This window comes from Nocardioides sp. DN36 (assembly GCF_055380375.1).
Genome location: NZ_AP043823.1, coordinates 3,567,239 through 3,592,685 on the forward strand (window position 1 = coordinate 3,567,239; position 25,447 = coordinate 3,592,685).

At 73.9% G+C, this 25,447-nt stretch carries 21 protein-coding genes, 1 tRNA gene and 1 other RNA gene; 10 read left to right on the forward strand and 13 right to left on the reverse strand.

From position 1 onward, the window contains the following. Positions 1-5: 5 nt before the first annotated feature. Positions 6-2,168: a DNA polymerase III subunit gamma and tau gene (locus tag ACZ43H_RS18025; RefSeq protein ID WP_464585183.1), complete on the reverse strand. Its 2,163-nt coding sequence runs from the start codon at positions 2,166-2,168 to the stop codon at positions 6-8. A 178-nt stretch (positions 2,169-2,346) separates the two neighbouring features. Beyond that, positions 2,347-2,437, reverse strand: an RNA gene (ffs, locus tag ACZ43H_RS18030) — signal recognition particle sRNA small type. A gap of 97 nt (positions 2,438-2,534) precedes the next feature. On the opposite strand from ffs, the gene ACZ43H_RS18035 reads away from it, so the two are divergent. Then, positions 2,535-2,620: transfer RNA gene (locus ACZ43H_RS18035), tRNA-Ser, on the forward strand. A 59-nt stretch (positions 2,621-2,679) separates the two neighbouring features. Here ACZ43H_RS18035 and ACZ43H_RS18040 read toward each other — a convergent pair. From ACZ43H_RS18040 to ACZ43H_RS18075, 8 genes are all read right to left on the reverse strand, one after another. Next, entirely contained in the window at positions 2,680-3,948 is a 1,269-nt protein-coding gene (locus tag ACZ43H_RS18040; RefSeq protein WP_464585185.1) for a S8 family serine peptidase, read from the reverse strand. Then, the gene (gene eccB / locus ACZ43H_RS18045) at positions 3,939-5,387 is read right to left on the reverse strand and encodes a type VII secretion protein EccB (protein WP_464585187.1); all 1,449 of its coding nucleotides are present in this window, start codon (positions 5,385-5,387) and stop codon (positions 3,939-3,941) included. Before eccB ends, ACZ43H_RS18040 begins: the two co-directional genes overlap by 10 nt. Before the next feature lie 7 nt (positions 5,388-5,394). After that, a complete protein-coding gene (gene eccD / locus ACZ43H_RS18050) occupies positions 5,395-6,747 on the reverse strand; it encodes a type VII secretion integral membrane protein EccD (RefSeq protein ID WP_464585189.1) in 1,353 nt (450 codons plus the stop codon). Between the two features lie 157 nt (positions 6,748-6,904). Continuing rightward, positions 6,905-8,245: a hypothetical protein gene (locus tag ACZ43H_RS18055; protein ID WP_464585192.1), complete on the reverse strand. Its 1,341-nt coding sequence runs from the start codon at positions 8,243-8,245 to the stop codon at positions 6,905-6,907. After that, the gene (locus ACZ43H_RS18060; RefSeq protein ID WP_464585194.1) at positions 8,242-8,700 is read right to left on the reverse strand and encodes a hypothetical protein; all 459 of its coding nucleotides are present in this window, start codon (positions 8,698-8,700) and stop codon (positions 8,242-8,244) included. Before ACZ43H_RS18060 ends, ACZ43H_RS18055 begins: the two co-directional genes overlap by 4 nt. 97 nt (positions 8,701-8,797) lie before the next feature. Beyond that, positions 8,798-9,094 carry a WXG100 family type VII secretion target gene (locus ACZ43H_RS18065; protein WP_379181755.1) on the reverse strand — a complete coding sequence of 99 codons (297 nt, stop codon included), beginning with the start codon at positions 9,092-9,094 and terminating at the stop codon, positions 8,798-8,800. Between the two features lie 28 nt (positions 9,095-9,122). Then, on the reverse strand, positions 9,123-9,446 hold the full coding sequence (locus tag ACZ43H_RS18070) for a WXG100 family type VII secretion target (RefSeq protein WP_464585196.1): 324 nt from the start codon (positions 9,444-9,446) through the stop codon (positions 9,123-9,125). Positions 9,447-9,572: 126 nt separating this feature from the next. Next, on the reverse strand, positions 9,573-11,012 hold the full coding sequence (locus ACZ43H_RS18075) for a hypothetical protein (protein ID WP_464585199.1): 1,440 nt from the start codon (positions 11,010-11,012) through the stop codon (positions 9,573-9,575). A 45-nt stretch (positions 11,013-11,057) separates the two neighbouring features. Between ACZ43H_RS18075 and ACZ43H_RS18080 the strand changes: the two genes are divergently transcribed. From ACZ43H_RS18080 to ACZ43H_RS18090, 3 genes are all read left to right on the forward strand, one after another. Further along, complete coding sequence (locus ACZ43H_RS18080) at positions 11,058-11,654, forward strand: hypothetical protein (protein WP_464585201.1); 597 nt, start codon at positions 11,058-11,060, stop codon at positions 11,652-11,654. Positions 11,655-11,718: 64 nt separating this feature from the next. Then, positions 11,719-15,699, forward strand: coding sequence for a type VII secretion protein EccCa (gene eccCa, locus ACZ43H_RS18085; protein WP_464585203.1), 3,981 nt, complete (start codon positions 11,719-11,721; stop codon positions 15,697-15,699). 104 nt (positions 15,700-15,803) lie between these two features. After that, positions 15,804-15,989 carry a hypothetical protein gene (locus tag ACZ43H_RS18090; RefSeq protein ID WP_464585205.1) on the forward strand — a complete coding sequence of 62 codons (186 nt, stop codon included), beginning with the start codon at positions 15,804-15,806 and terminating at the stop codon, positions 15,987-15,989. 23 nt (positions 15,990-16,012) lie between these two features. On the opposite strand, the gene ACZ43H_RS18095 is transcribed toward ACZ43H_RS18090, so the two are convergent. Next, complete coding sequence (locus ACZ43H_RS18095) at positions 16,013-17,632, reverse strand: helicase HerA-like domain-containing protein (protein ID WP_464585206.1); 1,620 nt, start codon at positions 17,630-17,632, stop codon at positions 16,013-16,015. A gap of 85 nt (positions 17,633-17,717) precedes the next feature. Between ACZ43H_RS18095 and ACZ43H_RS18100 the strand changes: the two genes are divergently transcribed. Both ACZ43H_RS18100 and ACZ43H_RS18105 read left to right on the forward strand, forming a co-directional pair. Continuing rightward, on the forward strand, positions 17,718-18,014 hold the full coding sequence (locus tag ACZ43H_RS18100) for a type II toxin-antitoxin system VapB family antitoxin (protein WP_464585208.1): 297 nt from the start codon (positions 17,718-17,720) through the stop codon (positions 18,012-18,014). Beyond that, positions 18,014-18,523: a LytR C-terminal domain-containing protein gene (locus ACZ43H_RS18105; protein ID WP_464585209.1), complete on the forward strand. Its 510-nt coding sequence runs from the start codon at positions 18,014-18,016 to the stop codon at positions 18,521-18,523. The genes ACZ43H_RS18100 and ACZ43H_RS18105 overlap by 1 nt, the downstream gene beginning before the upstream one ends. 10 nt (positions 18,524-18,533) lie before the next feature. On the opposite strand, the gene ACZ43H_RS18110 is transcribed toward ACZ43H_RS18105, so the two are convergent. Next, entirely contained in the window at positions 18,534-20,048 is a 1,515-nt protein-coding gene (locus tag ACZ43H_RS18110) for a potassium/proton antiporter (RefSeq protein WP_464585211.1), read from the reverse strand. A gap of 101 nt (positions 20,049-20,149) precedes the next feature. On the opposite strand from ACZ43H_RS18110, the gene ACZ43H_RS18115 reads away from it, so the two are divergent. Continuing rightward, positions 20,150-21,322, forward strand: coding sequence for a pyridoxal phosphate-dependent aminotransferase (locus tag ACZ43H_RS18115; RefSeq protein WP_464585213.1), 1,173 nt, complete (start codon positions 20,150-20,152; stop codon positions 21,320-21,322). A 10-nt stretch (positions 21,323-21,332) separates the two neighbouring features. On the opposite strand, the gene ACZ43H_RS18120 is transcribed toward ACZ43H_RS18115, so the two are convergent. Then, positions 21,333-22,586: a YncE family protein gene (locus ACZ43H_RS18120; RefSeq protein WP_464585215.1), complete on the reverse strand. Its 1,254-nt coding sequence runs from the start codon at positions 22,584-22,586 to the stop codon at positions 21,333-21,335. Positions 22,587-22,743: 157 nt separating this feature from the next. Here ACZ43H_RS18120 and ACZ43H_RS18125 point away from each other — a divergent pair, with 157 nt between their 5' ends. Genes ACZ43H_RS18125 through ACZ43H_RS18135 form a run of 3 tightly spaced genes read left to right on the forward strand, consistent with a single transcriptional unit; the run spans position 22,744 to position 25,446 of the window. Beyond that, positions 22,744-23,187 carry a hypothetical protein gene (locus ACZ43H_RS18125; protein ID WP_464585217.1) on the forward strand — a complete coding sequence of 148 codons (444 nt, stop codon included), beginning with the start codon at positions 22,744-22,746 and terminating at the stop codon, positions 23,185-23,187. A gap of 1 nt (position 23,188) precedes the next feature. Then, complete coding sequence (locus tag ACZ43H_RS18130) at positions 23,189-24,115, forward strand: hypothetical protein (RefSeq protein ID WP_464585219.1); 927 nt, start codon at positions 23,189-23,191, stop codon at positions 24,113-24,115. Beyond that, the gene (locus ACZ43H_RS18135; RefSeq protein WP_464585221.1) at positions 24,112-25,446 is read left to right on the forward strand and encodes a hypothetical protein; all 1,335 of its coding nucleotides are present in this window, start codon (positions 24,112-24,114) and stop codon (positions 25,444-25,446) included. The genes ACZ43H_RS18130 and ACZ43H_RS18135 overlap by 4 nt, the downstream gene beginning before the upstream one ends. The last annotated feature ends 1 nt before the right edge of the window (position 25,447 follow it).

Sequence of the window (25,447 nt, forward strand, 5' to 3'; positions counted from 1 at the left end):
TGCGATCACTGGTGCCGCACCTCGTCGATGATCTTGGCGCCGAGCTCGCGGCGGAGCAGCTCGGCGGTGTCGATGCCCTGGTTCTCCGCATCGAGGTCGTCGGGGTGCGCCTCGGCGTCGGCCGCGGCGAGGTCCTCGGCGCGGTTGGGCCGCTCGGTGCCGTTGGCCCGGGTCTGCTGGATGGCGCCCCGGGCTGCCGCGATCGACTCGGGGTCGGGCCGCGGCTTCGTCGACGCCTCGGGGGCGGCAGCCGGCTCGGGCGCGGCCTCGGCGCGGGGCGCCGGGTCCCCACCGGCCCAGTCGGGCGGTCCGTCCGGCGCAGGCGCGGCCGTGGGCGCCTCGGGAGCGGCCGGCGGCGCAGCCGGCGGCGCGGGGGTGTCCGGGACGGGGTGGGGCGCGGCCACGTCGGCGCGTGCCCCCGGGTCGACGATCGTCTCGATGCGCCAGTCGGTCCCGACCACGTCGATCGCCGCCTGCCGGACGATCTCGGGGCTGCCGCCGTTGTCGAAGGAGTCCCGTGCGCCGGCGTTGCTGAAGCCGAGCGTCAGCGTCCGGTCGTCGACCGCCACGACCTGGGCGTTCTGGGTGAGGTGGATCCACGTGACGCGGCGACGCAGCTTGGTGGCCTCGACGATGTCGGGCCACAGCCGGCGCACGTCGACGAGCGTGAGGCCGCCGGCGCGAGGCGCGTCCTCGGCGGGTGCTGCGGCCGCGGCCGGCGGCGCTGCGGGAGCCGCCGCGACCGGCTCGGCGGCGGGAGCCGGCGGCGCGGCAGCGGGTTCAGCGACCGGGACGGGCTCGGCGACCGGGGCGGGCTCGGCGGCCGGCCGGCGGACCGGCTCGGGCTCCGGACGGACCTGCTCGTGGTGCACGGGCTCGTGGCGAGCAGGGGTGGGCGTCGGCGCGACCACGTCGCTCTTGACGGTGACCGACGCGGGCCGGTCCTGCGCCGGCGGCAGGGGCGCCGCCGGGGCGCTCGCCTGCACGGACGGGGTGCCGGTGATGGCGATCCGCTTCTCGAGCCGGTCCAGCCGCGCGAGGACGCCGTCGGTGGCGTGGTCGGCCCCAGGCAGCAGGACCCGGGCGCACACCAGCTCGAGCAGGAGCCGGGGCGCGGTCGCGCCACGCATCTCGGTGAGCCCCGTCGCGACCAGGTCGGCGGCCCGGCTCAGCTCGGCGCCACCGAAGCGCGCGGCCTGGGCCACGAGCCGCTCACCCTGGTCCTCGGAGACGTCGATCAGGCCTGTGGCCGGTGCGTCGGGGACGGCCGCCACGATGACGAGGTCGCGGAGCCGGCGCAGCAGGTCCTCGGTGAAGCGGCGCGGGTCCTGGCCGGTCTCGATCACCTTGTCCACCACCCCGAAGACCGCGGCGCCGTCGCCGGCGGCGAAGGCGTCGACGACCTCGTCGAGGAGCGTGTCGGGGGTGTAGCCGAGCAGCCCGGTCGCCAGCGCGTGGGTGACGCCCTCGGGACCGGCCCCTCCGAGCAGCTGGTCGAGGACCGAGAGCGTGTCGCGCGCGGAGCCGGCCCCGGCGCGCACCACCAGCGGCAGCGCCGCCGGCTCGATGGACACGCCCTCCTTCTCGCACAGCTCGGAGAGGTACGACGACAGCAACCGCGGCGGGATCAGCCGGAACGGGTAGTGGTGGGTGCGCGAGCGGATCGTCGGCAGCACCTTGTCGGGCTCGGTGGTGGCGAAGATGAAGCGCAGGTGTGGCGGCGGCTCCTCGACGAGCTTGAGCAGGGCGTTGAAGCCCTGCGTCGTCACCATGTGCGCCTCGTCGATGATGTAGACCTTGTAGCGGCTGCGCACCGGCGCGAAGAACGCCTTCTCCCGCAGGTCTCGCGCATCGTCGACGCCACCGTGGGAGGCGGCGTCGATCTCGATCACGTCGATGGAGCCCGGCCCGCCGCGGGCGAGGTCACGGCAGCTGTCGCACTCGCCGCACGGGTCGGCCACCGGCGCCTGCTCGCAGTTGAGCGCGCGGGCCAGGATGCGGGCCGAGGTGGTCTTGCCGCAGCCACGGGGGCCGGAGAAGAGGTAGGCGTGGTTGACCCGGTTGTTCGCCAGCGCGGCCCGGAGGGGCTCGGTGACGTGGTCCTGGCCGATGACCTCCCGAAATGTCTCGGGCCGGTAGCGGCGGTACAACGCGAGGGGTGACTCCACGCAAGAACCCTAACCACCCGCGCCGACAGCCGGTAGCGCGCGGTGGCGTGGTCGTCCCTCGTGGACGACCGGGGTCTCGAGACGGTCGCGCCTGCCCTCGCTGCGCCCGGTCCGGCGCCGAGCCCTCCTCGACCTCCTGCCCGGGTCGACGCCTTCGCTCTCAGGCGTCGGGGCATGAAAAGGCCCCCCGCGCACCCGACAGAGCTCGCTTACCCTTGCTGCCTTCCGGCCCTGGGGGAGTTCGGCAAGATGCCGCCACACGGGGGGTTGGCCCGAGTGTAGGGGAGCCGCCCGACGCCCACCAAGACGGCACCTCGAGGTGGGGGGATTTCGCCCCTCCCGGGAGCGACCGGTACTCTCCTCCGCGGAGGATTCGCCTAGTGGCCTATGGCGCTCGCTTGGAAAGCGGGTTGGGTTAACAGCCCTCAGGGGTTCGAATCCCCTATCCTCCGCCGGGAAACGAACGGGCGCCGACCACGCGGTCGGCGCCCGTCGTCGTCCACAGGCCTCGTCAGGTACGCCGGCGCGCGGTGACCGGGCGCAGCAGCAGGGCCAGCAGCAGCGCGCCACCGCCGACGAGCCCCCACCACACCGCGTGCTCGCGCGTCGCGGCGAGGACGTCGGCCTCGGGCTCGGGAGAGGTGGCGCGGGGGGTCCGGCCCTCCTCGGGCGTGGCCCGTGGCAGCTCGCCCGCCCGGCTCGGGTGCAGGGGCCGGGTGAGCGCCTCGACGGGCTGCACGACGCCGGCGCCCCGCAGCGGTGTCGGGTCCTGCGGCGATCCGTCCGCGGTGTCGAGGAGCCGGGCGACGATCTGGGCGGGCTTCTCGTCGGGGTGGCGCGACCAGAGCAGGGCCAGCACACCACTGACCTCCGCCGTGGCCCACGAGGTCGCGACCTCCTGCACGATGCAGGTGCTGCCGTTGAGGTCGACCGACACCCCGCCGTACGTCGGCGCGGCCACGTCCGTCGCGGAGTTCTGGACCACGTAGGTGTTCGGCGCCGGGTGCTCGGGGTCGCCGTCGGGCGTCGCGGTGACGGCGACCACGTGCTGGTAGCGGGCGGGGGCGATCAGGTCGTGGGCGTCCTCACCCGTCCTGAACGTGCCGAGCGCCTCGTAGTTGAGCTGTCCCTCGCCCGGTCGGTTGCCCGCCGCGGCGACCACGACCACGCCCGCGTCCCACGCCTTCTCCACCGCCCGCTCCAGCTCCGGGGTGTGGACGGTGGCGAGCGAGACGTTGGCGACCTTGATGCCCTCGCGGTCCGCGTTCCGGGCCACCCAGTCCAGCCCGTCCACGAGCGCGGCCGTCGAGACCTTGGTCTGGGGGGGCTGCGCACCGTCCTGGGGGAGGTCGGTGTCATAGACGCGCACGTCGATGACCGAGGCCCCGGGGGCCACGCCGACCGGCTTCCCGTCAGCGCGGGCGTGGCCGGCGATCAGGCCGGCGACCACGCTGCCGTGGCCCGACACCAGCCCCTTGGTCGCGGTGCCGAAGGCCTGGTGCGACTTCACGGTCAGCAAGGGGCTGTCCACCACGCCGGAGTCGAGCACGGCGACCGTCACCCCGGAGCCGGGCGCCTGCCCGCCGAAGAGGTCCTGCGCCTGCTCGACGCCGAGGGCCTCGAGGGGCACGCTGGTGTTGTCGGTGTCGGTCCGCGGCGTGTCGGTCTGGCTGCCCAGGCAGGCGGCGTCGACGTCGGCCCGCGCGGGGACCGCGGGGACCAGCACCCCGGCCATCGCCAGGCCCGCGACGGCGCCGGAGGCGGCGACGCTCAGGCGCACCCCCGGCCCCCCTCGCTGCGCGGCGGGCACAGGGCGGCGTCCACCGAGAGGTAGACCCCCTCGTCGAAGAGCCCCACCCAGGAGTCGGGTACCTCGGCGACCGGGTAGTCGCCGTACCCGAGCCGGGTGGCGACGTCGGGCCCCTCCAGCGGGTAGGACTGCCCCTTGGCGTCGATGAGGAAGGGTGCGCCGCCGGCGGACTGCCCCCAGTCGCCCGAGAGAACGTAGGCGCCACGACCGGGCTGCACCCGGACCGAGCGCTCACCCTCGCGCACGTCGGCCGGCGAGGCGTCCCCGGCGGCGTCGGTCGCCACGTGCGCCACGGGTGCCTCGCCCTTCTCCGCGGCGAGCAGGGCGCAGTGGTCGCCCTCGGTCGCCCGGAGCGTCCCCGACGGCCAGTGCTCGGACTCGTAGGGACCCTTGACCTGGCCGACGTTCGGCGGGCTGTCGAGCGTCCACTCCACGGGCGCCCCTCCGGAGCGCGACCCCTCGCTGATCCGACCGGTGGGGGTGGGTGAGTTCCGGTAGACGGCGAGCGCGAAGTCGTCGAGGGGCTCGGGGCCGTCGCCGGTCAGCAGCAGGGACTCGTCGCCGGTGGTGAGCACGTCGCCGATCCGGGCGTCGTCCGGGATCCCGAACTCGCCACGGTCGGCGGCCGGATCCCCGAACCCCGACAACCCGAAGGTGTCCCAGCTCAGGTCGCCGCCCTCCGGGAACAGGGCCAGCCACTCCTCGGGAACCTCGGTGCCACCGGCGCGGTTCGGCAGCTGCAGGTCGGCGAGCAGGTTGTCCTGGCCCTCGCCGAGCTTGCCACCGGTCGGGAGCTGGTAGCGGTGGGCCCCCGTGCCGTCCGCGGCCTCCGCGATGACGTAGGTGGCCTTCTGGCTCGTCACCACGAAGCCGTTGCCCAGCGCCTCACGCGCCTGCGGCGTCGCGGACACGTCGACCCGCAGCCCGCTGTCGGCGCGCGTGCAGGCGGTCCAGCCGTCGGGGATGAGCAGCGAGTCGTCGGGGACGCTCGCCGGCGCGCCCAGGATCCCGATGTCGTCCCCGATCGTCTGCGACTCGATGGTCTTCTGCGAGACGATCCTGGGCTCGACGTCGCCGCCGGTGTCGAGGATCAGCCTCGCCGAGGTGATGTTGATGACCGGGCGCAGGACCGGGTGCTCGCTCTCCTCGACGATCACGTAGGCGGCGCCGGTCTCCTTGGAGACGATCAGGCCGGGCTGCGTCCAGTCCTCCGGGTCCTTGGGTGCGAACACCCCGGCGATCGCCGCGCCCGCCATCAGCAGCACCGCCAGCGCCAGGCCGCCGACGACGGTCCGGCCGGGTCGCGCGGGCTCCACCTCGCGGCCGCCCGGCGCCCCGGACACGAACGCCGTGACGAGGCGGCGCCGGCTGAAGGAGTAGGCCTCGACGAGGTCGCGCTTGGTCGCCATCGGCGGCTCAGCCCCGGATCGCCGAGTAGACGCCGACCGCCACCACCAGCAGCGGCAGCAGGCCCACGAGCGCGACGGTCTCGGCCACGTCGCCGAGCCGGCCGCGGCGCACCGACGGCGTGGAGGGCAGGAGCGTCACGAGCAGCAGCACCCCACCGGTGACGGCGAGCGCGACGGCGGCGGTGGGTCGCCAGTCGGGGTGCAGCCACAGCATCGAGACCGCGACCGACACCAGCCCCACGATCCCGGACACGAGGCCGACGAGGACCTCGGAGCCGGTGCGGTACTGGCGGGTGCGGAGCATCACGACCAGGCAGGCGAGGACGGCCAGCAGGGTGCCGGCGAGGCCGAGCGAGACCGAGAGCGGCGCGATCAGGACCAGCAGCAGCCCCACGGTGGCCGAGACGGCCACCAGGATCTCGTGCGCGACCCGGGCGTCGGCGCTGACCCGGACGGGGTCGACCTCGGCAGGGTCGGCGGTGATGTCGGCGACGGAGTAGAGCTGGTCGACCGTGGTGCCGGTGGCGCCGAGCGCGAGCCACGGGAAGACGCTGCCGGCCATCACCACGAGCACCAGCGCGGTGGTCAGGACCACGGCCGGGTCGAACTCCGCGGCCCGCATGACCAGGCCGGTGGCCAGGAAGATCGCGCCGACGACGACCGGCGGGATGACGAGGGTGCGCCCCTCGCCGAGGCCGACGAGGGCGACCAGCCCCGCGACGAGGGCGCCAGCACCGGCGCATGCGACGGGCAGGCCGAAGAACTCGCCGTCGGTGACGAGCATCAGGCCCGCCACGGCGGCGTACACCGAGCCCATCCAGGCCAGGGCCACGGCGGTCTCGGCCTCGTGCTGGACGCGCGAGAGCACGATCGCGCCGACCACCAGGGCTGCGGCGACCACCACGGCCGCGACGGCGGCCAGCAGGGACCCCCGCTGGATGAGCAGCGCCACCGCTCCCAGGCCCATCAGCAGGCCGGCGGCCGAGAGGGCGGTACGCCGACCCGAGGCCGGCTCCCAGGGCTTGAGGTCGTGCTCGACGACGTCGGTCATCGCCTCGACCACGTCGTCGTAGACGCGCGGAGGCGGGTCGTCGATCCCGGCGGTCACCGTGAGCAGACCGCCGTCCTCGACGCCCTGGATGATCAGGCCGGAGTCGTTGGCGAGCTCCCGGCCCTCCGCCGTCACCAGGCGGTAGCCGCCGAACACGGTCGAGGCGTCGAGCAGGCCGACGCTGCGCGCCAGCTCGGGCACCAGCTCGGCGACGGGGACCGCCCCGGGCAGCACGAGGTCGACCCGTCGGGTGCCTGATGCGACGGTCACGCGGACCAGTCCGGACGTGGTGACGGGCGCCTGGCTCATCGTGTCTCCCCCAAGGTCCCCAAGATGTACCCCGATGTCGTGGTGGTCCGGCCGCTGGCCGGGGACGTCGCCCCGGGTCCAGCCGGACCGGCTGAGATGCTACCGCCCGGGACGGCCGTGGCGACCGTCCCGGGCGGGAGCAGTGAATCCGTCGGACTCAGTCGATGACACCGGGAGCGGCACCCTCGTCATCGACCCAGTCCTGCTCCTCCTCGAAGAAGTCCGTGTTCTTCTTCCGGGGGTCCTTGTTGTCGGTGCGGCCGGCCCCACCTGAGGCCCCGCCACCGGCCGGGCCGCGGCCGCCGGCCGAACCGCGCGAGCCGCCCGCACCACGACCGCCGGTGCCTCGGGAAGCACCCGCGGCACCACCGCGGGCGCCGGCGCCCGCGCCGGTCCCGGTGGCCGAGGTCGCGGACGTCGACCTGCCCAGTGCACTGCTGGAGGCGCCGCTGCGCGCGGTGCTGCCGAGAGCGCGGCTGCCGGCCGAGGACGCCGACCCGGCACCGCCGGTCGACACGCCGAGCGGTCCGCGCACCGCGCCGGAGACGCCGGTGAGGCCACCGAGCGCGCCGCCGCCGAGAGCGCCGGTCAGCCCGCCGGCCGCCGGGGCCGTCGCACCGGTCGTGCCGGTCGTGGCTCCACCACCCGGGGTCCCGACCGGGACTCCGGAACCGGGCGTGCCGTGCGCCGGACCCGAGGACCCCGTCGACGAGGGCGGCCCGCCCTGCGAGCTGCCGGGCGGCAACGCGTCGTCCCCGGTCTGGGTGTGGTCGTCCGTGCCCGGCGTGGCGTGCGTCGGCGTGTGGCTCGTGGTGCCGGTCGTGGTGTGGTCCGTGTCCGTGGTGTGCGACGTCGTCACGGTGTGGCCGGTGCGGCCGCCGCCGGGGGCGTAGCCGCTCGATCCCCCGCCCGGCGTCGTGCCGCCGGTCCGGTCGCCGGGGCCGTCCACGCGGTCGGCGGGCCTCGGCGCCGGGTCGGGCTCGCCGTGGACCTTCTTCATGGTGACCGTGGAGTGGGCGTACACCGCGTCCATGCGGTCCGCCGCGGCCCGCGCCCGCGCCTCCCGGTCGGCCACCGCGCCGTCGTAGGCCGCCTTGTCGGTGTCGTACCTCTGGCCGGCCTTCACGTCCTCGGGTGTGTTGGCCCCCGGCGAGCTCGTCGGCCTGGTCGGCCGCGCGAGCGGCGCCCTGTCGAACTCGGCCTGCAGCTTCTCGGCGTCGACCAGGGCATCGTGGGCCGCGCGCAGCGCGTTGCTCGCGGCCGCCATCTCCCCGGCCCGGTCGTGGACCCTGGACGAGACCGTGCGGAAGGCGACCGCGGCGGCCTTGCCGGTCTCGCCGATCTGGTCGCGGATGTTGGGCGCTGCGCCCTCCAGCGCGAGGGCGACCTTCTCGAGCAGCCGCGCCCCGTCGTGCCACTCGGAGCGCGCCGTGTCGACCAGTGCGCTGTTGGCGAGGTGGACGGCCAGCCGGAGCCGGTCCTGCTGCGGTCCGCTCACGACGACACGCCCCCGTCGCCCCGGTAGTTGTTGCGCGCCTCGTGGTTGCGCCGGTCACCCTCGGAGTGCCGCGCCGCGTCGATCAGGATGTCGGACGCGCGCTTGCGGTCCAGGTCGGCCGCCGCGGACTCGTCCGCGACACGAACCAGCTTCTCCGCCCTGACCAGGCCCTCCTTGAAGGCCTGCAGGTCGGCGAGCACCCCGTGCAGGGTCTCGCGGACCACCTCGTGCGCCCTGAGGTGGTGGTCCCCGAGCTCGACACCCCTGCTCGACGCCCCGAACGTCGACGACGGGACGTGCAGGTGCGAGAAACGGCTGTGCTGGACGTCGATCGCGTGGTCGTCCAGCGTGGCCATCACCTGGTCGATGGCCTCCTGGTCGATCTTGAGCTCGAGCTGGTCGTTCAGCTCCTGCAGGGCGTTCCTGATGTCGCCGAACAGATCCGGTGGTGCCATGACGTGCTACCTACCCCCGTGAGTGTCATGCCGTGCACAGCGTCGACGGGGCCGGGTGCCCGATGAGCACCCGACCCCGTCGCAGACGACCCTGTCGTCAGATGTCGAACGAAGCCGCGCCGCGCTGGTCCGCGGCCTTGTACTCGGCGTTCGACTGGTAGACGGTCTTGCTGGTCTCGTCGAGCAGGTTGCGCATCTCCTGGATGGCGCCGTCCCACTTGGCCTTGGCCGTCTGGTAGGCCTGCTGGGCGTTACCGGTCCAGTCGCTGCGCAGGGGCGCGAGCTCCTGCTCGAGGCGGTTCAGGCGGTCGTCGATGTCCTTGACCGTGCGGTACATGTCCTCGGCCGCGGTGTCGAGGCCGGCGTGGTTGACGCGAAGTCCGTCGAGGTTCATGGTCTCTCCTCAGTCCTGGTCGTGGCGGTCAGCCGCCGAGGCGACCGGCGGTCCGGTTGTAGTTGGCCGACTGGGCCTCGTCGGTGTTGACGTTGTCCCGCTCGGTGGACGTGAGGGACGCCTCGAAGTCGTTCAAGGCGTTCGTGATGACCTTCTGCTTCTCGGTCCAGGCCTGTTGCAGCGCGAAGAACGCGGAGCCACCGGCGCCGGCCCACTTGTTGCGCAGACCGCCGATCTGACCGTCGAGACGATTGCTCATCCCGTCGAAGTCCTTCTTCGCGTCCGAGACCATCCCGGCTGCGCGGGTGAGTGTCTTCTCACCCTGTCCCATCTCAGGAGAGCTGTTCGACATGTGCCATTCCTTCCCCCGTGGCGGCGGCATGTCGCCGCTCGAGTTTCGTGGTGTTCCTCTGTCCTGTCCGTCCGACCCGATTCAGCCCGACCCGGACACGGTGGCGTTTACCCGACGGGTCTGCGCCTAAACATCGAGGTGGATCGATTCCCACAAGCTGCGGAAAACCCCGGCCGCCACCAGCAGGGTGGCCACCGCGGCGGACCCGCACAGCGCCTCGGCGACCTCGGCCCGACGCGACCACCAGGCCGAGCGCCAGCCGCGGCCCGTCGCGACCGCGACGACCACCAGCAGCACCGCGGCGACGACGGCGAGAACGGCGACCACGAGCCCGGTGCGACCGGAGACGGTCGGCAGCACCGCGACCGCCAGGGTCACCCAGCACGCCAGCCCGGCGGTGCGCAGCAGGGCGCGCGCGGCGCTGTGGCGGTAGCTGCGCGCGGCCAGCAGCAGGCCGCCGCCGCAGAAGAGGACCAGGCACCTCGCGCCGATCCGGTCGATCGGGAACGTGACGGTCAGCAGGAGCAGCGGCGCCGAGAGCGTGGCCACCACGAGGATCGCCACGCTATACGCCGTGACGATGCGCGTGCCACGCGTGGCGACGGCGGCGACGGCGGACCTGGACACCATCGCCCGGCCCCGACGCCCCGGCCGCCGGTCCCGAGCCGACCACGCGGTGACCGCCAGCCGCTCGAGGTCGATCAGGACGTCGTCGGGGACGTCGATGGCGAAGCCCGGCACGAAGCGGGCCGCCAGCATGGTCGCGAGGAGCAGCAGCGCCCACGGCACCTGGGGATCGAGGCCCAGCAACGCGGCGACGGCGGTGAGGAGGAAGAGGCCGACACCGGTGGTGATCCAGACCCGCAGCGCCTCCTCCATCCGTCGGTCGAGCGCCCGGGCGACCGCGGCCGCCACGGCCGCGACCAGCGCGGCGACGCCGACCACGGTCGGGAGGCGCTCGGGGGCCGGGTCCCACGCGACCGCGAACGCGGCCGCGCCGGCGAAGGCCGGGGCTGCGACCGCTCGCTGCGCCGCGAGGGGCCCGAGAGGCAGCACACCGACGACGGCGGCGACGGCGAGCAGGGCCACGGCGACCTGGTGCAGCGACGACGACTCGGTGCGCGCCGCGAACCAGCCGGAGAGGACGGCGGCGCCGACCGCGAGGCAGAGCCACAGGACCGCGATCGGTCCCGGGCCTCCGGCCACCGTGCGCACCACCGGGCTCGCGTGGGAGGCCGCTGCCGGTGGTCCCGCGGACGTGGTCGCGACGAGGAGGTCGCCGGTCGAGATGCCCACCGCGGCCAACGCCGTGTCGGCGCCGAGCGGGCTGCCGAGGCTGGTGAAGAGGAAGGGGACGGTCGCCAGGCCGGACTGCTCGGCGTACTCCTTGGCGACGTCGACCGCGGACGCCCCGGCGGGCACGACGAGGTCCAGGACACCCAACGGTCCGTGGACGCTCAGGGCCAGGCCGTCCGCCCCCGCACCAGCGACCACGCTGCCTCCCCCGGCTCCATGCACGAACGCCCGCCGCCCGCGGAGTGCAGGGTAGTCGGTGTCCGGGGCCACGCCTATCATCGAGCGACCACACGACGAGCTGGGAGCCTGGTGGACGTGACATCTCGGGACCTGAGCGGTGCGTCCCGCGCGCGCCACACCTGTGCCGCCCTCGCGGTGGCCGGGCTGCTGCTCACCGGGTGCGGCGACCCGTCCGACTCCGCCGCGGGCGAGCCCGACCCCTCCCCGACCCGCGCCGGGTCCACGACGCCGGGGGGCGACGCCTCGACGGTGGCTCCGGCCTCGGGAAAGGCCGTCGACACCAGCTACTTCACCACGCGGGTGCCCGAGGGCTTCGACGTGGACGTCGAGGAGCCCGACTTCTCCGTCTACGCCACCGACGCCGGGGCCGAGACGGAGATCGACTTCACGCTCGTCCCCACCAACGGCAACGACTTCACGCTCGGCCAGCTCGCCCACCAGCTCCTGCGCACGCAGACGTGGTCGCGCGAGCCGGCCATCGCCCCGGAGACGTCGGTCGCCGGGGAGCCGGCGTACCACCTCACCGGGCCGACCGGGGACGGTCGCCGCACGGAGGCCTACGGCGCGGCCTACCGGGACATGCACGTGGTCGTCGTGATCGACTCCTCGCTGCCCCGGGCCCGGCTGCGAGAGCTCGCGGACTCCGTCCTCGCCGGCTGGCGCTGGAAGTGAGGGACGGCGGGTGCGGACCCGCCACATCTATGATCGGCCCGGTGCACGACCACAGGGGGAATTGGTGAGTACGACGCTTCGCGGGACCCGGCTCGACGAACCCGAGATGCCCTCGGGGCAGATCGTGCTCCAGCCGCCGCCGCAGATCGAGCCCAACGAGGGCGCCAGCGGCGTCCTGATGAACGCGATCCCGATGCTGGGCAGCCTCGGCTCGATCGTGCTGGTGGCGACGATGGGCAACGCGACCGGCGGGCGCAGCTACATCGCGGCCGGCATGTTCCTCTTCGCCACCCTCGGCTTCATCATCGTGCAGCTGGACCGGCAGCGTAAGCAGCGCACGCAGCAGGTCAGCGGGTCGCGCACCGAGTACCTCCGCTACCTCGCCAACGTCCGCAAGGTCGCGCGCGAGGCCGCCGACCAGCAGCGACGCGCCCTGACCTGGCACCACCCCGAGCCCAGCGCCCTCCCGGCGCTGGCCGAGGAGCGGACCCGGGTGTGGGAGCACGGCAGCGCCGACGCGAACTTCCTGCACGTGCGGTACGGCGTGTGCGCCCAGCCGCTGTCGCTGGAGCTGGTCCCGCCGGAGAGCGCGCCCATCGACCAGGTCGACCCGGCCGCCGCCTCGGCGCTGCACCGGCTGCTGGTCGTGCACCGCCTGCAGCCGGACCTGCCGGCGTCGGTGGACCTGCGCGCGTTCGACCGGGTCGAGGTGTGCGGCCCGGAGGAGCCGGCCCGGTCGCTGGCCCGCGCGATGATCTGCTCGGCCACCACGTTCCACTCCCCCGAGCACCTCGTCGTCGCGGTGCTCTGCTCGGAGCAGAACCTCGCGCACTGGGACTGGATCAAGTGGCTGCCCCACGGTCTCAGCGCGCGCGCCTCCGATGCGGTCGGGCCGATGCGCATGGTCTCCACGTCGCTGACCGACCTCGCCGCGCTCCTGCCCCCGGACCTCGGCGACCGTCCGCGCTTCGGCGCCGACGAGCGGCCGGCCACCCCCCACATCCTGCTGGTCACCGACGGCGCGGCCCTCCCGCCCGGCAACCACGTCATCCCGCCCGACGGGTTGCACGGCGTCACACTGCTCGACCTGCCGGCTCGCTGGGACGAGCTCGACGACGCGACCCGCCTGCGGATCCAGTTCGACGGCGAGGCCGCGGCCGACGGCCGGTTCCCGGTCCGGGCGCTGCGGTTGCGCGAGGAGCCGATCCGCGCCCGGGTCGACCAGTGCGACCTGGCCACCGCCGAGGCGTTCGCCCGGCGGCTCACGCCGCTGCACACGATCGCGACCGGCCCCAGCGAGGACACGTCCGGTGAGATCAACGGCCCCTCCGACTTCATGGAGCTCCTCGCGCTCGGCGACGTCCGCTCCTTCGACCCGGCCGCGGCGTGGCGACCGCGCCCGGCGCGCGACCGGCTGCGGGTGCCGATCGGGCTCGGCGAGGGCGGCTCCGTGGTGCACCTCGACATCAAGGAGTCGGCCCAGCAGGGCATGGGCCCGCACGGCCTGGTCATCGGCGCGACCGGATCCGGCAAGTCCGAGTTCCTGCGCACGCTGGTCCTCGGGCTCGCGCTGACCCACTCCCCCGAGCAGCTCAACATGGTGCTCGTCGACTTCAAGGGCGGCGCGACGTTCTCCGGCATGTCGGAGATGCCCCACGTCTCCGCGGTGATCACCAACCTCGCCCAGGAGCTCACGCTGGTCGACCGCATGCAGGACGCCCTGTCCGGTGAGATGGTGCGGCGCCAGGAGCTGCTCCGCGAGGCCGGCAACTTCGCCTCGGTGCGGGACTACGAGAAGGCGCGTGCCGCCGGCGAGGACCTCGCGCCGCTGCCGTCCCTGTTCCTCGTGGTCGACGAGTTCTCCGAGATGCTGTCGGCCAAGCCGGAGTTCATCGACCTCTTCGTGGCCATCGGCCGGCTCGGCCGCTCGCTCGGACTGCACCTGCTGCTCGCCTCGCAGCGCCTCGAGGAGGGCCGGCTGCGCGGCCTGGAGTCCCACCTCTCCTACCGGGTGGGCCTGCGGACCTTCAGCGCGGGCGAGTCCCGCTCGGTGCTCGGCGTCCCCGACGCCTACGAGCTCCCGGCGGTCCCCGGCCTCGGCTACCTCAAGCCCGACCCCTCCACCATGCTGCGGTTCAAGGCGGCCTACGTGTCCGGCCCGCCGTCGGGCCGGGTGCGGGTGCGCCGCGACGAGGGCGGCCACCTCAAGGGCATCCTGCCCTTCACCATCTCCGAGGTGCACACGCTCGAGACGTCCGACCCGGAGCCCGAGCCGGTGCCGGCACCCGACCAGGGCGACCAGCACTCGCTGCTCGACATCGCCGTCGACCACATGGTCGGCCAGGGGCCTGCGGCCCACCAGGTCTGGCTGCCCCCGCTGGACGTCCCCGACACGCTCGACGAGCTGATGGCCGACCTCACCGAGGACCCCCAGCTCGGCCTGGTCTCCCCGCAGTGGCGCCGCCTCGGCGGCCTGGTCATCCCGCTCGGCACCGTGGACCGGCCGCGCGAGCAGCGCCGCGACACCCTCACCGTGAACCTCAGCGGCGCCAGCGGCCACGTGGCCGTGGTGGGCGGCCCGCGCAGCGGCAAGAGCACGCTGCTGCGCACCATCGTCACCAGCCTGGCGCTGACCACGACCCCGCTGGAGACCCAGGTGTTCGTCCTGGACTTCGGCGGCGGCACCTTCGCGCCCCTGACGAAGCTGCCGCACGTCGCCGGCGTCGGCACCCGTTCCGAGCCCGACGTCGTCCGCCGCATCCTCGCGGAGGTGCAGGGCGTCGTCGACCGGCGCGAGGCCTACTTCCGGTCCCAGGGCATCGACTCGATCGAGACCTACCGCTCGCGGCGTGCCGCCGGCCGCGCGGACGACGGGTACGGCGACGTGTTCCTCGTCGTCGACGGGTGGAGCACCCTGCGTGCCGACTTCGACGACATCGAGATGGAGCTGCAGCAGCTCGCCACGCGGGGCCTCACCTTCGGCCTCCACGTCGTCGCCGGCGCCGCGCGCTGGGCGGACTTCCGCGCCGCGATGCGCGACATGTTCGGCACCCGGCTCGAGCTGCGGCTCGGCGACCCGATGGACTCCGAGATCGACCGCAAGATCGCGGCGCTGGTGCCCAGCGGTCGCGCCGGCCGCGGCCTGGTCCCCGGCAAGCTGCACTTCCTGGCCGCCCTCCCGAGGGTCGACGGCACCGCCGACGCGGACACCCTCGGCGACGGCGTCGACGACCTGATCAAGCGGGTCTCGGCCGCGTGGCACGGCCCCTCGGGCCCCAAGCTGCGCCTGCTGCCCGAGCGCATCGACCTCTCCAGCGTGCTCGCGCAGGCCGGCCCCGCCGACACCGACAAGCGCCTGCTGCTCGGCATCAACGAGAAGGAGCTCGCACCGGTCGGGCTGGACGCGGACAGCGAGCCGCACCTGCTGATCTTCGGCGACGGGCAGTCCGGCAAGAGCGCGGTGCTGCGCACCTACGTGCGCGAGATCATGCGCACGCGGTCGCCGCAGGAGGCGCAGATCGTCATCGTGGACTACCGCCGCTCGCTGCTGGGCGAGGTCCCCGACGAGTACCTCCTCAACTACCTGACCTCGGCGACCCAGGCGCAGCCGGCGATCCGCGACCTCGCCAGCTACCTCGAGAACCGCATCCCCGGACCCGACGTCACCCCCGAGCAGCTGCGCAACCGCTCGTGGTGGAAGGGCGCGGAGGTGTTCGTCGTCGTCGACGACTACGACCTGGTCGCCACCCAGCAGAGCTCCCCGGTGCAGGCGCTCCAGCCGCTGATGGCCCAGGCGCGCGACGTGGGGCTCCACATCACCGTCGCCCGCCGGTCCGGAGGCGCGTCGCGCGCGCTCTACGAGCCGGTGCTCCAGTCGATGCGCGACCTGGCCATGCCGGGCCTGCTGCTGTCCGGGTCCCCCGACGAGGGCCCGCTCATCGGCAACATCAAGCCGCAGCCGGCGCCGCCCGGCCGAGGTCGGCTCGTGTCGCGGGACCGGGGTATCGAGGTCGTGCAGATGGCGTGGACCGACCAGGCGCTCTGAGTCGCTCCCGCGAGACGTACTTGTAACCCGGGGTCAACCTCCCGGCGATCTGGACCCTGCAGGCTGGTGCCACATCAACCACACGCACCACTTTGGGGGCCGACATGCAGAACACCGACGTGCAGGGAGACGCCACGATCGAGCACGGTCTCGACCGGGTGGCCGAGCAGCGCGACCTGCGCACCCGCCACGCGCAGGCACTCACCAGCCTGATGGAGTCCCGCGGCGACCTGCGCGGGGTCAACGCCTGGGCCGACTTCGTCGACGACTCGGTGCGCTGGTCCGCCTGACGGACGCGACCGGTCGGCGCCCTTCAGCGCCGGCCGGTGCGGAACATCCCGCGTGCGATCTCGCGAGCGGCCGTGCGCACGAGGTCCTTGAAGACCGGTGAGGTGACCACGTCCGTGACCAGGTCGCCGGTGTCCTTCGGTGCCCGGGAGCCGCTCCTGACCGCACCCTTCTTCGCCGGAGGGCGCGGCGCCCGGGTCTGCGGCTGCTGACCGGCCCGCTCCCCGCCGGCACGCTCCTCCTCCGCCTGCTTGCGGGCACCTTCCTCGAGACGGGCCGCGAGCATCTCGCGGGCGGACTCCCGGTCCACCGGTACGCCGTACCTCGCCTGGCCCGGGCTGGCCGCGACCGCGGCCTGCATCGCGGCGGCGTCGGCCGGGCCCATGAGGGACTCCGGTGCGCGCAGCCGGGTCCACGCCACGGGCGTCGGCGCACCGCGTTCGTCCATCACGGTCACGACCGCCTCCCCGATCCCGAGCCCGGTGATCACCTCGCCGAGGTCGTCGTAGGCCGACCGGGGGTAGGTGTCGACCGTCGCCCGCAGCGCCTTGGCGTCGTTGGGCGTGTGCGCCCGCAGCTGGTGCTGCACCCGCGAGCCGAGCTGCCCCAGCACGTCGTCCGGCACGTCGGTGGGGCTCTGCGTCACGAAGAAGACGCCCACCCCCTTCGACCTGATCAGGCGCACCGTCTGCGCGACCTGGTCGAGGAACTCCTCGGAGGCGTCGTGGAAGAGCAGGTGCGCCTCGTCGAAGAAGAACACGAGCTTCGGCTTCTCGACGTCGCCGACCTCGAGCAGGTCGTGGAACAGGTCCGCGAGCAGCCACATGAGGAACGTCGAGAACACCGCCGGCCGGTCCTGCAGGTCCGGCAGCTCGACGAGACTGATCACGCCGCGCCCGTCGGCTGCGGTGCGCAGCAGGTCGGCGGTCTCGAACTCCGGCTCACCGAAGAACGCGTCGGCACCCTGGTCGGAGAAGGCGATCAGCTCTCGCAGGATCACCCCGGCCGTGGCGGTGGAGAGTCCGCCGAGGCTCTTGAGCTCGGCCCGGCCCTCGTCGCTGACCAGGTGCGTCACCACCGCCCGCAGGTCGGCGAGGTCCAGCAGCGGGAGCCCCGCACCGTCGGCGTAGTGGAAGACCAGCCCGAGGCTGGAGGCCTGGGTGTCGTTGAGCCCGAGCACCTTGCTCAGCAGCACCGGCCCGAACGCGGACATCGTGACCCGCAACGGCACGCCCGTGCCCCGGCCGCCCAGGGCGTAGAGCTCGACCGGGAACCCCGTGGCGTGCCACTCCTGGCCGACCGAGGCCGCCCGCGCCGCGAGCTTCTCGCTCGGGGTGCCCGGGGTCGTCAGGCCGGAGAGGTCGCCCTTGACGTCGGCGGCGAACACCGGGACCCCCAGGGCGCTGAGCTGCTCGGCCAGCAGCTGCAGGGTCTTGGTCTTGCCGGTGCCGGTCGCGCCGGCCACCAGGCCGTGCCGGTTCACCATCGCCAGCGGGATCCGGATGCGTACGTCACTGAGCCGATCGGCGTCCAGGACCAGCCCGCCGAGCTCCAGGGCCGGCCCCTCGAACGCGTATCCCTGGGCGACCGCCGCGGCGATCGGGTCCTCACCTGCGGCGGCTGCCGGCTGCGGCATCTCGGTCATGGGCCCGAGACTACGAGCGTGCGCCCACCGAGCGCCGGATCTCGCGCGACGGCGCCTGCGCGGGCGCGATGGTTATAGTCGCGGCGTGATCTTCAAGCGCGTCGGCGAGGGGCGTCCGTACCCCGACCACGGGCTGTCCTCGCGGGCGTGGGCGGCCGTGCCGCCGCGCCAGGTGCGTCTCGACGAGCTGGTCACCACCAAGGACACGCTGCAGCTGGCCGCGCTGCTCGACGAGGACTCCACATTCTACGGCGACCTGTTCGCCCACGTCGTGGAGTGGCGCGGCGAGTACTACCTCGAGGACGGCCTCCATCGGGCGCTCCGGGCCGCACTGCAGCAGCGCAACGTCCTGCACGCCCGCGTCCACCCCGTGGAGGGCTGATGCGCGCGGGCGCCCGGTCTGCCGCGACCATCGGCGTCCTGGGTGTCCTGCTGCTGCTCGGTGCACTGTGGGGCTGGTCGGCGATGACCGAGCCGTTCCCCGGCAAGGCCGACCCGGCCCTGTGCGAGGACCGGCCGGTGGCCAAGGGCGAGAAGGTCTTCCCCGAGCAGGTGGTCGTCAGCGTGTTCAACGCCGGTGACCGTCAGGGGCTGGCCGCGCAGACCATGGCGATGCTCGAGCGACGCGGCTTCCAGGTCGGCGAGAGCGGCAACACCTCGCGGGGCAAGGACGTGCTGAGGGTGCAGGTCTGGACCGATGACGGACAGAACCCCGCAGCCCTGCTGGTGGCCCGACAGCTCGGCCCCCGGGTCCCGGTCGTCGAGAAGAAGAAGTCGCCCGGGGTCGGGGTGACCGTGGTCGTCAACGACGGCTTCGACAAGCTGGTCCGCGGGCCGAAGAGGGTCGTGGCCCGCAGCGACTCCGAGATCTGCTCGCCCCCGGTGAGCTGACCCGCCGCGGTCAGCCGCGCCGGCGCTCCTCGTCGCGACCCAGCCACTGCGCCAGCCGACCGCCCTCGCTGACCTGGCGCAGCCGCTGCTCGGTCTGCACCCGCAGCTTGCGCGGCGTGACCACGAGCAGGTCGTCGCCGTGCCGCAGGACCGTGCGTCGTTCCGGCACCAGCGTCTCCCCCTCCCGGATCACCATGCTCACCGAGGCTCCCTTGGGCAGGCGCAGCTCGCCCACCTCGACGCCGTGCATCCGCGACACCGGGCTGATCGACACCTGCAGCAGGTCGGCGGCGATGCGCTCCAGGGGCGCCGCCTCGACCTCGAGACCCCGGGGCTCGGACCGGCGGGCGACCTTCAGGACCCGCGCGACCCAGGGCAGGGTCGGGCCGGTCAGCAGCGTGTAGATCACGACCATCACGAAGACCAGGTCGAACAGCCGGGTCGAGCCCTCGACCCCCTCGGCCAGGGGGATCGTGGTCAGCACGATGGGGACCGCGCCGCGCAGCCCGGCCCAGGACAGGAAGGACAGCTCGCGCCAGCCCATCCGCTGCACCACGGCGCTCGCCACCACCGACACCGGCCGGGCCACGAACGTGAGCACGAGACCGGCGACCACGGCCAGGGCGACGGTGGACAGGCTGATGCGCGACGGCGCGAGCAGCAGCCCGAGCATCACGAAGAGGCCGATCTGCGCCAGCCAGGCCACGCCCTCGGCGAACGAGCGGGTCGCGGCCCGGTGCGGGAGCTCCATGTTGCCCAGCACCAGCGCGGCGACGTACACCGCGGCGAAGCCGGAGCCGTGGAGGGCGGCCGCGGTGCCGTACGCGAGGAAGGTCAGGGTGAGGACCGCGAGCGGGTACAGGCCCGAGGACGGCAGGGCCGCCCGGCGCATGATCCAGGCGCCGCCGAAGCCGCACGCGAGACCGACAGCGGTGCCGGCAGCGAGCTCGTAGACGATGATCCCGGCGGTGCCGAGGAGCCCGTGCTCGGCGACGGCGCCGGTGGACACCAGCGTCACGAGGACCACCGTCGGCGCGTCGTTGAGCCCGGACTCCGCCTCGAGGGTGCCGACCAGCCGGCGTGGCAGCGGCACCACCCGGAGCACGGAGAACACCGCGGCCGCGTCGGTCGGCGACGTCACCGCACCCAGCAGCACCGCCAGCTGCCACGACAGGCCGAGGACGTAGTGGGCGGCGAGCGCCATGACCGCGACCGACACCCCCACGCCCAGCGTGGCCAGCGAGAGACCCAGCCTCATCGAGGGCCGTGCCTCGCTCCACCTGGTGGTGAGCCCACCCTCGGCCAGGATGACCGCCAGCGCGGCGAACCCCAGGGAGTGGGTGAGCTCGGCGTTCGAGAAGTGGATCCCGGCGCCGGACTCACCCAGCGCCACACCCATCAGCAGGTAGATCAGCAGGCTCGGCAGGCCGGCCCGGGAGGAGAGCCGCACGGCGAGGATGGCCAGGAACGTGACCGCGGACCCCACCAGGACGAAGGTGTCGAGCTGGTGGACGTCAAAGGTCAAGGGTCACCTCGCGCAATCGCAGGGGCGGCGGACACGCAGTCTAGCGGGGGCGCTCACCGGTCGATCGTGGACGCGCACGCGGCCTCGTTAGGGTCGAGCGGGTGAACCGCTTCGAAGCCGCCGGCCGGGCGAACGTGCCGCCGTTCCACGTTATGGACCTGCTGGCGGCGTCCGCCGAGCGCCAGCGCACGCACGGCGACACGCTCAACCTGCTGGCCGGGCAGCCGAGCACGGGGGCACCCGTGCCGGTGCGGGACGAGGCGGTGCGCCTGCTCCGGTCGGGAGAAGCGCTCGGCTACACCCCCGCCACCGGGATCCTCGAGCTGCGCGAGGCGATCGCCGGCCACCACCGGCGCGCCCACGGGATCGAGGTCGACCCCGACGAGGTGGTGGTGACCACCGGGTCCAGCGGCGGCTTCCTGCTCGCGTTCCTGGCCGCGTTCGAGGCCGGTGACCGCGTCGCCATGGCCCGTCCGGGCTACCCCTGCTACCGCAACGTGCTCACGGCGCTGGGCTGCGAGGTCGTCGAGATCCCGACCGGACCGGCGACGCGCTTCCAGCCGACGGTGGAGCAGGTCGCCGCGATCCCGGACCTCCAGGGGCTGGTGCTGGCGAGCCCGGCGAACCCCACCGGCACCATGCTGCTGCCCTCCGAGCTGGCCGACCTCGCTGCGTGGTGCGACGAGAGCGGCGTGCAGCTGATCTCCGACGAGATCTACCACGGCATCGAGTACGCCCCGCTCGACGGCGGCGCCCCGATGTCGCGCAGCGCCTGGGAGACCAGCCGCCGGGCCGTGGTGTTCAGCTCGTTCTCGAAGTACTTCTCGATGACCGGCTGGCGGATCGGCTGGATGCTGGCGCCGGCACACCTGCGTCGTGCGGTCGACGTGCTGACCGGCAACTTCACGATCTGCCCGCCGGTGCTCGCCCAGCACGCGGGCCTCGCGGCGTTCAGCGACGCGTCGTACGCCGAGCTCGACGGCCACGTCCGCAGGTACGCCCACAACCGGCAGCTGCTCCTCGAGGGACTCCCGCGACTGGGGATCACGCAGCTGGCCCCGGCCGACGGGGCGTTCTACGTGTACGCCGACGTCGGGCACCTCACCGACGACTCGATGACGTTCGCCCACGACCTGCTCGCCCGCACGGGCGTGGCGGTCGCGCCCGGCGTCGACTTCGACACCGTCGACGGCGGCCGGTTCATCCGGCTCAGCTTCGCCGGACCCGGCAGCGACATCGAGCGGGCGCTCGACCGGCTGGCCGACGCCCTCTGAGCCTGCCGGGTCAGAGCCCGGCGACCAGCGACCTGTCGAGGTAGCCGTTGCGCACCCGCTGCGGGTGGTCGCCCACGTGCACGCTCTGCAGGATCCGCCCGGTGCGGTAGGAGATCTTCGAGATCCGGTCCGACCCGCTCCAGGACACGTAGCAGGTCCGGCCGTCCCAGCTCGGCGTCACCCAGTAGGGCTTGAGACCGCCCTTCAGCAGCCGGCCCCGGTCGAAGGTGCGGGCGTCGACGACGGTCGCGTAGTCCGACATGGTGCCGGCGACGCAGAGCTTCGTGCCGGCCGGGTTCATCGCGATGCCGTGGTGGGCGGAGTCCAGCAGGTACTGCTCCCGCGGGGTGTCCGGCACCAGGTTCGGCAGGTGCTTGACCCGGGTGATCCGCCCGCTCGCACGGTCCATCTCCAGGAAGCCGTGGAAGAACGAGACCTGGAAGTAGAAGGTCCGGTCGTCGGGGCTGAGGGTCAGCGGCCGCACGGCGGTGCTGGTCCGGGTCATGCCGCGCTCGTCGAGGGCCTTGCGCAGGTCGTACTTCCGTAGCACCTTCAGGGTCCGCGCGTCCACGATCTCCAGCAGCCGCTCCTGCTTGGTGGCGTCGGCCTCCGGCTGGTCCAGCGGGCTGTAGACCATGCCGATGCTCGCGTGCAGGATCCGGCGGCCGCCGTCGATGAAGACGCTCTCGTGCGGGGAGCCGCCCGAGGGGAACTGGCCCAGCTCCTTGCCGTCACGCACGCGCAGCACGTGCACGACGCCCGCCGTCGAGGCGCTCACGACCACCCGCCTGCCGTCCGGCGACATCGCCATGTGGTCGGAGCGGTAGCCCGCGACCGGGAAGCGCCAGACGATCTTCTTCGTCCTGAGGCTGATCGCGACCACGTCGGCGAACGACGGGCGCGAGACCACGAGCAGGCGTCCGTCGCGCGAGGAGTACATGTCGTCGACGAGCTGGTCGTGCCCCTCACCGATCTCCTGGCGGATCGCGAGGAAGAACGTCATCCGCACCGGGTTGAGGGCGATCTCCCGCATCCGCTCGTCGCGGTCGGGGACCACGTCGATGCGCCCCAGCCGTTCGAAGGAGCCGGGGGCGAGGACGTCGGCGGTGCCGTCCCAGTTGTTGCCGACGAACACCGCGCGGCGCACGCCGGGCTCCGCGGCGTCCCCCGCCGCGGACGCCTCGGGCACCGGGAGCAGCAGGACGGCCAGCAGGGCGACGAGGGCGCCGGGGCCGATGAGGCGGCGTGCACGGGTGCGAGGCATGGCAGCTCCTGGTGGTGGCGGTCGCGGGTCGGACCCGTCGCGGGATGCCAACGACCGGTGCCGCCCGGGGGTTACGAGCCCGACCGGGCTCCCGGGTTTCACCGGACCTGTTCGCGGGAAAGCGCCCGGGTACCCCTTGAAAGGTTGTGAGTGACGGATGTACGGCGACTCGGGCGTCATGCGCAGGCGCGCCGCCCAGCTACGCGAGCAGGGAGTCGACCTGCGCGCCCTGGCCGACCAGCTCGTGGCCCGCACGGAGTCCATCGCGTGGACCGGCCGGGCCGCCGACTCGATGCGCCGGCGCATCCGTGACCGGGCGGCACTGGTGCGCGAGGCGGCCGCGCGGCACGAGACCGCGGCCGAGTCCCTCGAGCGCCACCTGCAGGAGGTCGAGTCGCTCAAGGAGACGATCGCGGGCACCGAGCGCCGGGCGGAGGTGCTGGTCACCGAGGCACGCACCCGCGTCGCCCGCGTGGAGGCGCACGACGACCCCGCCGGCGTGCGCCGCTCCCCCGACCCGGCCGACGCGAGGCTCGCCGGGTTCACACCACCCCCGCGCGGCCACAAGGACTGGCTGACCGTCGAGATCCCGGGACTCTGACATGCCCACCATCGACCTGAGCGCACCGCCGCCCGAGCCGACCGGGCTCCTCGACGCCCTGCCCCGCCGGGCCGCGCTCACCCTCCCGGAGCTGCGCCTGGTCGCCGAGCGGGCCGGCGGCGCCCCCCTCCCCTTCGACGTCGCCGAACCCGCCGGTGCCACCGCACTGGACGGCCGGCTCGGCCGGAGCCGGGCGTCGACCGAGGACGAGGCGTACGCCGCGGCGCTCGCCGCCCTGCACGACCCGGCCACCAGCCTCGGCCGCCGCGGGCTGCTGGACGGCGAGGCGGTGGACCCGGGCCTCGTCGGCGCGGTCGGGCTGCTGGCCACCCCGGCGATCGCCCTCGACCTCGACATCGGCGTGGGCAGCGTGCGCGCCAAGGCCTGGCACCGCCAGGCCGACGACGCCGTCGCCACCCTCTCCACGGTCGACGGCATCGTCTTCGAGGTGGCGTGGTTCCCGGTCGCGCAGTGGTCCGGCGAGCTGGCCCGCGTGGCGGTGGTGCCCGAGGACCTCACGCTCCACGACTCCGCGTTCCCGCCGATCGTCGACCTGCCGTACGAGCTGCTGGACGCGGCCGGCGAGGCGGCCCGCAGCGGCCGCTCCGACCTGGTGCCGGTGCTCGTGGCCCAGCACAGCGGCGCGGTCCGCGACGAGCAGGGCGCGCCCCTGGCCGACGCCGACGTGGCGGGGCTGGTCACCGCGCTCGGGACCGAGACCCGCGGCCGGCTCCGCGCCATGGTCGCGGACGTCTCCGGCAAGGACACGACGGTGGCGGGCGTGGTCTCCTGGGTACTGCTCGCCGACGGGTGGCACGCCCTGCGGCCCCACCGCGACGGGGACGAGCACCGGGTCGAGGTCCGGCGCGTCGACCCCGGCGACCTGGCCACCGGCCTGGCCCCCGTCCTCGTGGAGGTGACGTCATGAGCGAGCGCGCCGAGTCCGACGAGGTCCGCGAGGCACCGCTGACGGCGGTCGAGGCCGCCGACCTGGACGACAAGTACGACCGCATGCTGCGTCTCGCCGCGCTCTTCGACAGCGCCGGCGAGGAGATGCGCGGCCGGGCCCGGCTCGGCGCCGAGGTGCTGCGCGACCCCGCGGTCGCCGAGTCCGCCGAGCTCTCGCCGTCGACCTTCGCCGTGGCCGAGGACGACGTCCGCGCCGCGACCACGGGGAAGCACGGCCTGCTGACCCGGTCGGTCGAGCTGGACGCCGACGCCCTCGTCGTCCGCGCGACCGTGCTCACCTACCGCTGGATCGACGAGCTGCAGGACGCGGCGTACAAGACCCTGGGCACGATCGCCGGACGCGCGATCGGCTACCTCGCCCCCGAGGTCGCGCTCGGCGGCGCGATCGTCTCGGCCGGCCTGATCGAGACCGACGCGCTGGACCGGGACGGGGTCGCGGCCTACCTCAGCGAGCTCGCGGAGAACAACCCCGAGCTGATGGACCACGTCACCAGCGGCGGGGGCGGGCTGCTCGACGGCCTGCAGATGCGGTCGCTGCTGACCACCGGCGTGCTGGCCGGGGAGCGGGGTCGGCTGGCCGCCCGCGGCGGGCTCCGGGCCGCGGGCGTGGAGCCGTTCGCGGTCGACGCGGGCTCGGCGCTGCGCGACGTCGCGGCGGGGCTCGTGGAGGTCCCGCCCGTCGAGGAGTCCGCCGACACCGCGCGGTCGACGGCGCCGCGCAACCTCGAGGAGCTGATGACCACCCTGGCGGAGGCACCGCGCAGCGTGGTCGTGCAGCGGGTCGACACGAACCGCTTCATCGCCTACCTCTCCGGGCCGGACGGCGGCTCGGACCGCCGGCTGCGGCTCGTCGGCGGCGACCACTCGGCGTACACCCGTCAGGTGGTGCGCGCCCTCGAGGCCGCGGTCGAGGGCGTCGCGGACGCCCGGATCATGCTGGTCGGCTCGGCGCAGGGCGGTGTCGCCGCGGCCGAGGTCGCCGCGACCCACGTCTCCGGGGCCTTCGCCGTCGAACAGCTGGTCACGACGGGCGCCCCCTCCGCGGGTGTGCCGCGGATCCCCGAGGCCACGCGGGTCCTAGCGCTGGAGGACCGCTCCGACCCGGTGGCGCTGCTCGGCTCCCTGGTCAACGCGGGGGTGGGCAACCGGCTCACGGTGGTCTTCGACGGCGGAGGCCAGCAGGGACACGGCGCGTACGTCGCGGGCGGCCGCGCCGCCGACTCCGCCCCGCACCCGGAAGTGCGCGCGGAGATCCAGCGCATCCAGGAGCTCGGCTACCTGAGGGGATGAC

Coding starts and splice junctions, on each gene's coding strand:
- ACZ43H_RS18105 (WP_464585209.1), top strand. CDS start 18,014: ATGCGCGCGGGCGCCCGGTCTGCCGCGACCATCGGCGTCCTGGGTGTC.
- ACZ43H_RS18135 (WP_464585221.1), top strand. CDS start 24,112: ATGAGCGAGCGCGCCGAGTCCGACGAGGTCCGCGAGGCACCGCTGACG.
- ACZ43H_RS18070 (WP_464585196.1), bottom strand. CDS start 9,446: ATGTCGAACAGCTCTCCTGAGATGGGACAGGGTGAGAAGACACTCACC.
- eccB (WP_464585187.1), bottom strand. CDS start 5,387: ATGGCGACCAAGCGCGACCTCGTCGAGGCCTACTCCTTCAGCCGGCGC.
- ACZ43H_RS18090 (WP_464585205.1), top strand. CDS start 15,804: ATGCAGAACACCGACGTGCAGGGAGACGCCACGATCGAGCACGGTCTC.
- ACZ43H_RS18120 (WP_464585215.1), bottom strand. CDS start 22,586: ATGCCTCGCACCCGTGCACGCCGCCTCATCGGCCCCGGCGCCCTCGTC.
- ACZ43H_RS18060 (WP_464585194.1), bottom strand. CDS start 8,700: ATGGCACCACCGGATCTGTTCGGCGACATCAGGAACGCCCTGCAGGAG.
- ACZ43H_RS18125 (WP_464585217.1), top strand. CDS start 22,744: ATGTACGGCGACTCGGGCGTCATGCGCAGGCGCGCCGCCCAGCTACGC.
- ACZ43H_RS18065 (WP_379181755.1), bottom strand. CDS start 9,094: ATGAACCTCGACGGACTTCGCGTCAACCACGCCGGCCTCGACACCGCG.
- eccD (WP_464585189.1), bottom strand. CDS start 6,747: ATGAGCCAGGCGCCCGTCACCACGTCCGGACTGGTCCGCGTGACCGTC.
- ACZ43H_RS18130 (WP_464585219.1), top strand. CDS start 23,189: ATGCCCACCATCGACCTGAGCGCACCGCCGCCCGAGCCGACCGGGCTC.
- ACZ43H_RS18095 (WP_464585206.1), bottom strand. CDS start 17,632: ATGACCGAGATGCCGCAGCCGGCAGCCGCCGCAGGTGAGGACCCGATC.